Origin of the sequence: Rhodosalinus sp. (genome assembly GCF_041685465.1) — a bacterium.
Lineage (GTDB): Bacteria > Pseudomonadota > Alphaproteobacteria > Rhodobacterales > Rhodobacteraceae > Rhodosalinus.
On record NZ_JAWLFS010000137.1, the window covers coordinates 1 to 8,053 of the forward strand.

Annotated in this window: 8 protein-coding genes and 1 pseudogene; 8 read left to right on the forward strand and 1 reads right to left on the reverse strand. The window is 71.8% G+C overall.

What is annotated here, in order from left to right; translation table 11 throughout:
- Positions 1-130 precede the first annotated feature (130 nt).
- The 4 genes from ACESL7_RS10095 to ACESL7_RS10110 all read left to right on the forward strand — a co-directional run bounded on the left by ACESL7_RS10095 (position 131) and on the right by ACESL7_RS10110 (position 4,942).
- Positions 131-787 carry an ABC transporter ATP-binding protein gene (locus ACESL7_RS10095; RefSeq protein ID WP_372893199.1) on the forward strand — a complete coding sequence of 219 codons (657 nt, stop codon included), beginning with the start codon at positions 131-133 and terminating at the stop codon, positions 785-787.
- On the forward strand, positions 784-3,183 hold the full coding sequence (locus tag ACESL7_RS10100) for an FtsX-like permease family protein (RefSeq protein WP_372893200.1): 2,400 nt from the start codon (positions 784-786) through the stop codon (positions 3,181-3,183). Before ACESL7_RS10095 ends, ACESL7_RS10100 begins: the two co-directional genes overlap by 4 nt.
- Positions 3,173-4,222 carry a lipocalin-like domain-containing protein gene (locus tag ACESL7_RS10105; RefSeq protein WP_372893201.1) on the forward strand — a complete coding sequence of 350 codons (1,050 nt, stop codon included), beginning with the start codon at positions 3,173-3,175 and terminating at the stop codon, positions 4,220-4,222. Before ACESL7_RS10100 ends, ACESL7_RS10105 begins: the two co-directional genes overlap by 11 nt.
- 531 nt (positions 4,223-4,753) lie before the next feature.
- Positions 4,754-4,942 (forward strand): hypothetical protein, encoded by a 189-nt coding sequence (locus tag ACESL7_RS10110; protein WP_372893202.1) that lies wholly within the window; start codon positions 4,754-4,756, stop codon positions 4,940-4,942.
- A 37-nt stretch (positions 4,943-4,979) separates the two neighbouring features.
- Here ACESL7_RS10110 and ACESL7_RS10115 read toward each other — a convergent pair whose 3' ends face one another.
- Positions 4,980-5,714, reverse strand: a complete 735-nt coding sequence (locus ACESL7_RS10115) for a Crp/Fnr family transcriptional regulator (RefSeq protein WP_372893203.1) — start codon at positions 5,712-5,714, stop codon at positions 4,980-4,982.
- A gap of 163 nt (positions 5,715-5,877) precedes the next feature.
- Between ACESL7_RS10115 and ACESL7_RS10120 the strand changes: the two genes are divergently transcribed.
- From ACESL7_RS10120 to ACESL7_RS10135, 4 genes and pseudogenes are all read left to right on the forward strand, one after another.
- Positions 5,878-6,108, forward strand: coding sequence for a hypothetical protein (locus ACESL7_RS10120; RefSeq protein WP_372893204.1), 231 nt, complete (start codon positions 5,878-5,880; stop codon positions 6,106-6,108).
- A gap of 91 nt (positions 6,109-6,199) precedes the next feature.
- On the forward strand, positions 6,200-7,252 hold the full coding sequence (locus tag ACESL7_RS10125; protein ID WP_372893205.1) for a fatty acid desaturase: 1,053 nt from the start codon (positions 6,200-6,202) through the stop codon (positions 7,250-7,252).
- A gap of 221 nt (positions 7,253-7,473) precedes the next feature.
- Positions 7,474-7,632 (forward strand): entericidin EcnA/B family protein, encoded by a 159-nt coding sequence (locus tag ACESL7_RS10130; RefSeq protein WP_372893206.1) that lies wholly within the window; start codon positions 7,474-7,476, stop codon positions 7,630-7,632.
- Positions 7,633-7,634: 2 nt separating this feature from the next.
- Positions 7,635-8,053: pseudogene (locus tag ACESL7_RS10135) on the forward strand (hypothetical protein); the annotation flags it as partial.

Here is an 8,053-nt window from a genome sequence, read left to right on the forward strand (position 1 = left end):
GCGGCACGAGGGACACGCGTCAGGGGCACGACGGCCGCCGGGACGGTCGACCCGGCCGCGGCAGGCGGAAAAACGGGCGGCGTGGCTTTTCATCCCCCGCGCGCGCGATAACTTCGCCACGGGAGGCGTGATGCTGCTCGAGGTTGCGAAACTGACGAAGTCCTACGCCGGGCCGGACGGCCCGGCCGAGGTGCTGCGCGGCGTGGACCTCGTGCTCGAGGCCGGTGCGACGCTCGCGCTCACCGGCGAATCGGGCTCGGGCAAGAGCACGCTTCTGCACCTGATCGCCGGGCTCGATACCGGGGACGGTGGACATGTTCGCCTCGATGGGCAGGAGGTGACACGGCTCGACGACGCGGGGCGCGCGGCGCTCCGGCGCGGCACCGTGGGCATCGTCTTTCAGCAGTTCAACCTGATCCCGTCGCTCACCGTCGCGGCCAACATCGCGTTTCAGGCGCGCCTCGCCGGGCGGCACGACCCGGAGCGCGACGCAAGCCTCGCCGCGGCGCTTGGGCTCACGCCACACCTCGACAAGTACCCCGAGCAGCTTTCGGGCGGGCAGCAGCAGCGCGTGGCGATCGCGCGCACGCTCGCCGCGCGGCCGCGCCTCGTGCTCGCCGACGAGCCCACGGGCAACCTCGACGAGGCGACCTCCGGCGTGGTGCTCGACCAGATGCTCGCACTCGTGGCCGAGACGGGCGCGGCGCTTCTCATGGTGACGCATTCGCCCGCGCTCGCCGCGCGGATGGAGCGACGGCTGCACCTGAGCCGCGGGCGGCTGGCGTGACAGGGGCCGCACTCTCGGCGCTCTGGTCCTACTGGCGGCGCAATCCGCTGCAGCTCTTCACGCTGGTGGCGGGCCTCGCGCTGGCCACGGCGCTCTGGTCGGGGGTGCAGGCGCTCAACGCCGAGGCGCGGTCGAGCTACGACGCGGCGGCGGCGGTCCTCGGCGAGGGGCGCTACGACCAGCTTGTCCCGCGCACGGGCGAGACCATCCCCGAGCAGACGTGGCTCACGCTGCGCCGCTCGGGCTGGCAGGCGGGGCCGGTGCTCGAGGGGCGCTTCCGCGCGGGCGAGACCTCCGTGCGCCTTGTCGGCATCGATCCGCTGACCATGCCGGGCGGCGCAGGGCCGGTGACCGAGGCGGGGGACGCGCCGCTCGAGACCTTCCTGCGCGCCGACACGCTCTTCGCCCATCCCGAGGTGGCCGAGGCGCTTGCCGCCGCCCTGCCCCAGCCGGTTGTCGCCGATCCCGGCCTCGCGCCCGGCACCGCGATCATGGACATCGGCGTGGCGCAGGAGATCCTCGACCGTCCCGGCGAATTGAGCCGGCTCGTGCTCGCCGACACGCAGCCGATGGGCCGCCCGCCGCTGGCCGACGTCGCGCCGGAGCTCGTGCGCCAACCCTCGCGGCAGAGCTCGGACATCGGGCAGCTCACCGACAGCTTTCACCTCAACCTCACCGCCTTCGGGCTGCTGAGCTTCGCCGTCGGGCTCTTCATCGTGCACGGCGCGATCGGCCTCGCCTTCGAGCAGCGCCGCCCGATGATCCGCACGCTGCGCACGCTCGGCCTGCCGCTGCGCCGGCTGATCGCGCTGATGGCGGCCGAGCTCGCGGCGATCGCCTGTCTCGCCGGGGGGCTCGGCGTGGCGCTCGGCTACGCCCTCGCGGCGAGCCTTCTGCCCAATGTCGCCGCGACGCTGGAGGGGCTTTACGGCGCGCAGGTCTCGGGCACGCTCGGCCTGCAGCCGGCGTGGTGGCTCTCGGGCCTCGGCATCGCGTTTCTCGGCACGGCGCTCGCGGCCTCGGGCGCCTTCTGGCGCATCGCGCGGATGCCGGTGCTGGCCGGCGGCGGGCGGCGGGCCTTCGCCGTGGCGGCGGGGCGCCGGCACGGGCGGCAGGCCGCGCTCGCGGTCGGGCTCATGCTGGCCGCCCCCGTGGCGCTTCTCCTGGGCGACGGGCTGGTGGTGGGCTTCGCGGCGCTCGGCGCGCTCCTCCTCGGCGCGGCGCTGGCGCTGCCCCCACTCCTCGACCGGGCGCTCGCGCTCGGCGCGCGCTGGGCGCGCGGGGTGCGGGCGGAGTGGTTCTGGGCCGACACGCGCCAGCAGCTTCCGGGGTTGAGCCTCGCGCTGATGGCGCTTCTGCTGGCGATGGCGGCGAACGTGGGCGTCTCGACCATGGTGTCGAGCTTTCGCCTCACCTTCACGGGCTTTCTCGACCAGCGGCTGAGCGCGGAGCTTTACGTGGAAACCGAGACCGCGGCGCAGCGCGACGCGGTGCGGGACCTCGCCACGCGCGAGGCCGACGCACTGCTGCCGGTGCTGACGGCCGAAACACGCCTTGCGGACCGCCGGGCGCAGCTGCGCGGGCTGCGCGTGGGGCCGACCTATTCCGAAAACTGGACCTTCATCGCGCGCGAGGACGCGGTCTGGGAGCGGGTCGCGGCGGGCGAGGCGGTGATCGTCAACGAACAGCTCGCCCGCCGCGCGGACCTCTGGCCGGGCGACACGCTGACGCTCGCGCCCGGGCGCGCGCTGCCGGTCGCGGGCGTCGCGGGGGATTACGGCAATCCGCTCGGGCAGGTGATCGTGGGCGAGGCGCTCTTCCGCGACCTTTTCCCGGACGAGACCGCGACCCGCTTCGGGCTGCGCACCGAAACACCCGAGGCGCTGCGCACCGCGCTCGTCGAGGATGCGGGCCTCGACCCCGGGCAGATCACGGATCAGTCGGCGCTGAAGGCCTTCTCGCTCGACGTCTTCGACCGCACCTTCACCGTGACGGCGGCGCTCAACGTGCTCACCCTCGCGGTGGCGGGCTTCGCCATGCTGATGAGCCTCCTGACGCTCGCCGGCATGCGCGTGCCGCAGCTCGCGCCGGCCTGGGCGCTCGGGGTGACGCGGCGCGCGCTCGGGCGGCTGGAGCTTTTGCGCGCCGGCGTGCTCGCCGCGCTGACGGCGGCGGCGGCGCTGCCGCTCGGCCTCGCGCTCGCCTGGATGCTGCTCGCCGTCATCAACGTGGAGGCCTTCGGCTGGCGGCTGCCGATGTTCCTCTTCCCGCTGGACTACGCGCGGCTCGGCGCGCTGGCGCTCGCCGCGGCGGTGGCGGCGGCAGCCTGGCCCGCGCTTCGGCTGGCGCGGACGCCGCCCTCGTCGTTGCTGAAGGTGTTCGCCAATGAAGCCTGAAACGCTCCTCGCCTGCGCCGCGCTCCTCGCCGCGCCCCTCGCCGCGGGCGCGCAGGGCTTCGCCGGGATGGGCACGGACGCGGAGGGATTCGCGGTCCCAGAGCCTGACCCGAGCTTCGAGTTCCCGGCCGATCACGGGGCGCATCCCGATTACCGGATCGAGTGGTGGTACCTGACCGCCAACCTCGAGGGGCCGGAGGGCACGCCCTACGGGCTGCAATGGACGCTTTTCCGTTCCGCCCTCGCCCCCGGCGAGGCGGAGGGCTGGGAGAGCCCGCAGGTCTGGTTCGCCCATGCCGCCGTCACCACGCCGGAGGCGCATCACACCGCCGAACGCTTCGCCCGCGGCGGCACCGGGCAGGCCGGCGTGCGGCCCGAGCCCTTCGCTGCCTGGATCGACGACTGGCGCATGGCCGGCGAGAGCTTCGACGATCTGACGCTGACGGCGACCGGCCCCGATTTCGCCTACGAGGTGGACCTGACGGCCGAGGGGCCGCTCGTCTTTCACGGCGACGGCGGCTACTCGGTGAAATCCGAGGCCGGGCAGGCGAGCTATTACTACTCGCAGCCCTTCTACGATGTCTCAGGCACGCTCGCCCTGCCCGGGGGCGAGGTGGCGGTCACGGGCGCCGCCTGGCTCGATCGCGAGTGGTCCTCGCAGCCGCTGGCGGAGGATCAGACCGGCTGGGACTGGTTCTCGCTCACCTTCGACAGCGGCGCGAAGCTCATGGCCTTCCAGTTGCGCCAAAGTGACGGGAGCACCTTCACCTCCGGCACCTGGATCGCGCCCGACGGCACGACGGAGGCGCTCGGCGACGGGGCGCTCTCGGCCACGCCGCAGGAGGAAACGCAGGTCGCAGGTCGCGCGGTGCCGACGCGCTGGCGCCTCGAGGTGCCCGAGCGCGGCGTGGCGGTCACCGTCGCGGCCATCAACCCGACCGCCTGGATGGACACGAGCGTGCCCTACTGGGAAGGCCCTGTCGACGTGGCGGGCAGCCACGCGGGGCGCGGCTACCTCGAGATGACGGGCTACGACTAGGCGCCGCGCGCGGCGCCTCCGGGCGGCCTCCGGGCCGCACCGGGTGTCAGCCCGGCGGCCGGACGGTCCATCACCGCAGGCCGTCGATGCCGGACCGGGCGACCGGCTGCGGTGCCGTCATGGTCGCGCCCGGGACGCGGGCGGTTCCGGTCACATTGGCCCGCGCGGCGCGTTGAACCCTTACCAACGCCCCTGGGTGTCGTGGCCCGCGACGCCGACGCCGTGTCGGTTCACCGCGCTGGGACGGATCCGGTTCCGCACCCTGTTCGAGACGATGGAGGCACGGCGGGACGAGGCTCGCAGATCGGGGCGCGGCTGCACTTACCTCGATCAGCGCGCGGCTGGCGCAGGCCGAGGCTAACCTGCGTCAGTGCGGCGCGCGTCCGGCGCCCGCACGGTTGGGCGTGCCTGCCGACCATGTGGCGGCACGCAATTTCCGCGTATCCGCGACGCGGGGGGCATGCGGCGCCCCGGTCGGCCCGCAGGCTTCCGCGCGTTCCGGTTCCGGACCGTCCATGAAAGGGCAAGATCATGCTGCTCGACGTGACAAGACCTTCGCTGAAGACGATCTCCGTCAGGAATGCCTGCAACGACGCGCCGGCAGGCCCGAAAAGGGACGCGGCCCTGAAGCACTACGCCGCCGCGGAAGACGCGCGGCTTGCCATGCGGGAAGCGGACGCCAACAAGCGACTCGACGCGGCGATCCACGCGCTGGGGTGACATTACGCGTTCGATGCGGGGCCGGTGCTGCCTCCTCTCACCTCAGGAGCGGCCCGGTCTGATCGAGGTACGCCGGATCGAACTCCGCCATCTCGACCAGCCGGTCGAGATCGTGAAACGTCACCTGGCCCTCGCGGAAGGTCACCAGCCCCGCCTCGCGCAGCTGGCGCAGGACGCGGTTGACGTGAACGGCACTCAGCCCCAGCGCGTCGGCGAGGTGATACTGCGTCAGCGGACAGTCGTAGCCGGTCCTGTCCCCGATGCCGACCAGCGCCAGCCGCGAGCCGAGCTCCAGCAGGAAATGCGCCATGCGGGCGTCCGCGTCGCGCCGGCCGATCCCGACGAGATGTTCGACCACCATCGCCTCGTCCCGCGAGGCCGCCCAGAGAATCGCGGTGGCAAGACGCGGCGTCTGGTCGAAGGCCAGCAGAAGGTCGCTCGTCAGCACCTCGGCCGCCTCGATATCCACGACGGGCTCGAAGCTGTGGTCCGAGGTGCGCAACAAGACGCTGCGCAGGCCGAGGAAATCGCCGGGCACCTGGAAGTCGACGATCTGGCGCGTCCCGTCGGGCTGAAGCTTGTAGGAACAGACCCACCCCGAGGACAGGATGAAGGCGGCCTGCCCCGACTGCCCCTGATGCACCATGTCCCGCCCGGCGGCGAAGGTCCGGCGACGCTGATGCAGGCGTTCGAGCACCGTCAGCTCCGCCTCCGACAGGGCGACGAAGGCCGCAAGCTTGCGCGTCAGCGGGCTGTCGGTCGTGATGCTCATGCGCCCCCTCGCCATGTCCGCAGTTCCCCGGAACCCGGTAACGGGATATTCCGTTCCGCCGACTGCTTCAGATCAGTCCGGCATAGCACATTTCCTGCGACAAGGAGGGATCACCCGGCGCGCCCCAACCATGCACGCCGCGTCGCAGCGAGGATTGCCAAAGATGCCCGACCAGACAGATCATGCCGGCAGGGCGGCGCTTTCGATCTCCGAGGCGCTTCTGCTTGCGATGAACGATCATGCGCTCCTGCCCGAGCACGAGATCATGGGGATTCTCCGCGATGCCGCGGCGACCCACGAGAACGCCACCGGCCCGGACGCGGACGCGCACCGGGAGGTGGCGGCGCTGATCAACCGGATCATCGCCGGCGGCAATTCGGTCCGCAGACCGTAAGCCCGACACGCCCGCCCCAGAGGACCCGAGATTGCCCGTGACAGCTTCTACCGAATCGCCCGTACCGCAGACCCTCCCCGCGGAGGCCACCATGCCGCAGGCGCAGGCCCCCTGCGACGGCCCCGCCCCGACGCAGGACGCGGCCTGCCTGAGCGCGTCCGAGTGGACGCGCCGGCTGACGCGCTATCGCCAGCCGATCCCCGCGCGCAGCGTTTTCGAACTCGCCGTGACCCTCGCCCCCTTCATCGCGATCTGGGCGGTGGCCTGGTGGATGCTGTCGATCAGCACCGCATTGGCCGTGGCCCTTGCGCTGGCGAACGCGGCCTTCCTCGTCCGACTGTTCATCATCCAGCACGATTGCGGGCACGGATCGCTCTTCCGCGACCGGCGCCTCTGCGACTGGATCGGTCGCGGGCTCGGCGTTCTCACGCTGACGCCCTACGATGTCTGGCGCAGGACCCATGCGACCCACCACGCCACGACCGGCAACCTCGACCGGCGGGGCGTCGGCGACATTCCGACGCTGACGGTCCGGGAGTATCGCGAAAAGGGATGGCTCGGCCGGTTCCTCTATCGCCTGCTCCGCAATCCCGTCGTCCTGTTCGGGGTGGCGCCGTTCTACAGCTTCTTCCTGCAGAACCGCCTGCCCGTCCAGCTGATGCGCTCGGGCTGGCGCTACTGGGTGAGCGCGATGGCGACGAACGCCGCCATCGGCCTCGCCCTCGGCGTCATCGTCTGGCTGGGCGGCTGGGACGTGCTGTTCTTCGTGTTCCTGCCCACGATGCTGCTGGGCGCGATCGCCGGCATGTGGTTCTTCTACGTCCAGCACCAGTTCGAGGAGACCAGCTGGGCGCACGAGGACGACTGGACCATCCAGGAGGCGGCGCTCTACGGCAGTTCGCACTACGACCTGCCCGGCATCCTGCGCTGGATCACCGGCAATATCGGCGTCCACCACGTGCACCACCTGGCCAGCCGGATTCCCTTCTACCGCCTGCCCGAGGTGATCGAGGATCACGAGATCCTCGCGAACACGCGGCGCATCACGCTCTGGCAGAGCTTCCGCTGCGCCCGGCTGCACCTCTGGGACGAGGAGGGCGGCAGGCTCCTGTCGTTCGCCGACGCCCGGGCGCTGTCCGCCTGAGCCTTGCGCGGTCGGTCCTCGTCGTGTCCCGCCGCGCGGTATCGCGTCGGGGCCCGGGCGTCGGCTTCGAGGGCAGTGTCGGCAACGCGCGATGGGCGCGCGCAATCCGTGTCTCGGGCAGGTTAACGCAGGTAAGTGCCCGGGCCGCGGAACCGCCGCACAATGGAGGCCGGAGGCTGCGGCAATCGCCGCGCAAGCTCCCGGCACAAGGAGAAACCGACATGAAGACGTCCAGGCTCACCTCACTCGCGCTTGTCGTGGCAGCCCTGTCCGCGTCTTTGGCGCTCCCGGCCTGCAACACGGTCGACGGCCTGGGTGAGGATGTCTCCGCAGGCGCGGATGCCGTCTCCGACGCGGCCACCGAAAACAAAAGGTATTGAGAATGGGAAGCGCCCCGCTCGAGGCTCCGGACGGTCGAAACGACCGCGCGCCGGTGCGCGCTCTCGGTGACCGGACCGACCTGCACGCCACGGAAGCGACCTCGCGCCTGGCCGCGCGCAAGGTCATCCACGACATGCGCAACATCCTGGCCTGCGCGCAGCTCCTGTCGGACCAGTTCCTGGAGCTCGAGGACCCGACGGTGCGGCGCTTGGCGCCGAAGCTTGCGGCCTCGCTCGACCGGGCCATCGCGCTTTGCGCGAGAACGCGGAACGAGGGCACGCCGTGGGGCGTCGCGCCGAACCGGCAGCGGCTGGCCCTGGCGCCGCTGGTCGAAGAGGTCGCCGGCACGCTCGATCTCGACCACGGGGAGATCCGCTGGACCAACGCCGTCGCGGCCACCGTCGAGATCGACGCCGATCC

Excerpts from the sequence above, each read along its gene's own strand:
- ACESL7_RS10095 (WP_372893199.1), top strand. The coding sequence starts at position 131 with ATGCTGCTCGAGGTTGCGAAACTGACGAAGTCCTACGCCGGGCCGGAC.
- ACESL7_RS10105 (WP_372893201.1), top strand. The coding sequence starts at position 3,173 with ATGAAGCCTGAAACGCTCCTCGCCTGCGCCGCGCTCCTCGCCGCGCCC.
- ACESL7_RS10110 (WP_372893202.1), top strand. The coding sequence starts at position 4,754 with ATGCTGCTCGACGTGACAAGACCTTCGCTGAAGACGATCTCCGTCAGG.
- ACESL7_RS10115 (WP_372893203.1), bottom strand. The coding sequence starts at position 5,714 with ATGAGCATCACGACCGACAGCCCGCTGACGCGCAAGCTTGCGGCCTTC.
- ACESL7_RS10120 (WP_372893204.1), top strand. The coding sequence starts at position 5,878 with ATGCCCGACCAGACAGATCATGCCGGCAGGGCGGCGCTTTCGATCTCC.
- ACESL7_RS10125 (WP_372893205.1), top strand. The coding sequence starts at position 6,200 with ATGCCGCAGGCGCAGGCCCCCTGCGACGGCCCCGCCCCGACGCAGGAC.
- ACESL7_RS10130 (WP_372893206.1), top strand. The coding sequence starts at position 7,474 with ATGAAGACGTCCAGGCTCACCTCACTCGCGCTTGTCGTGGCAGCCCTG.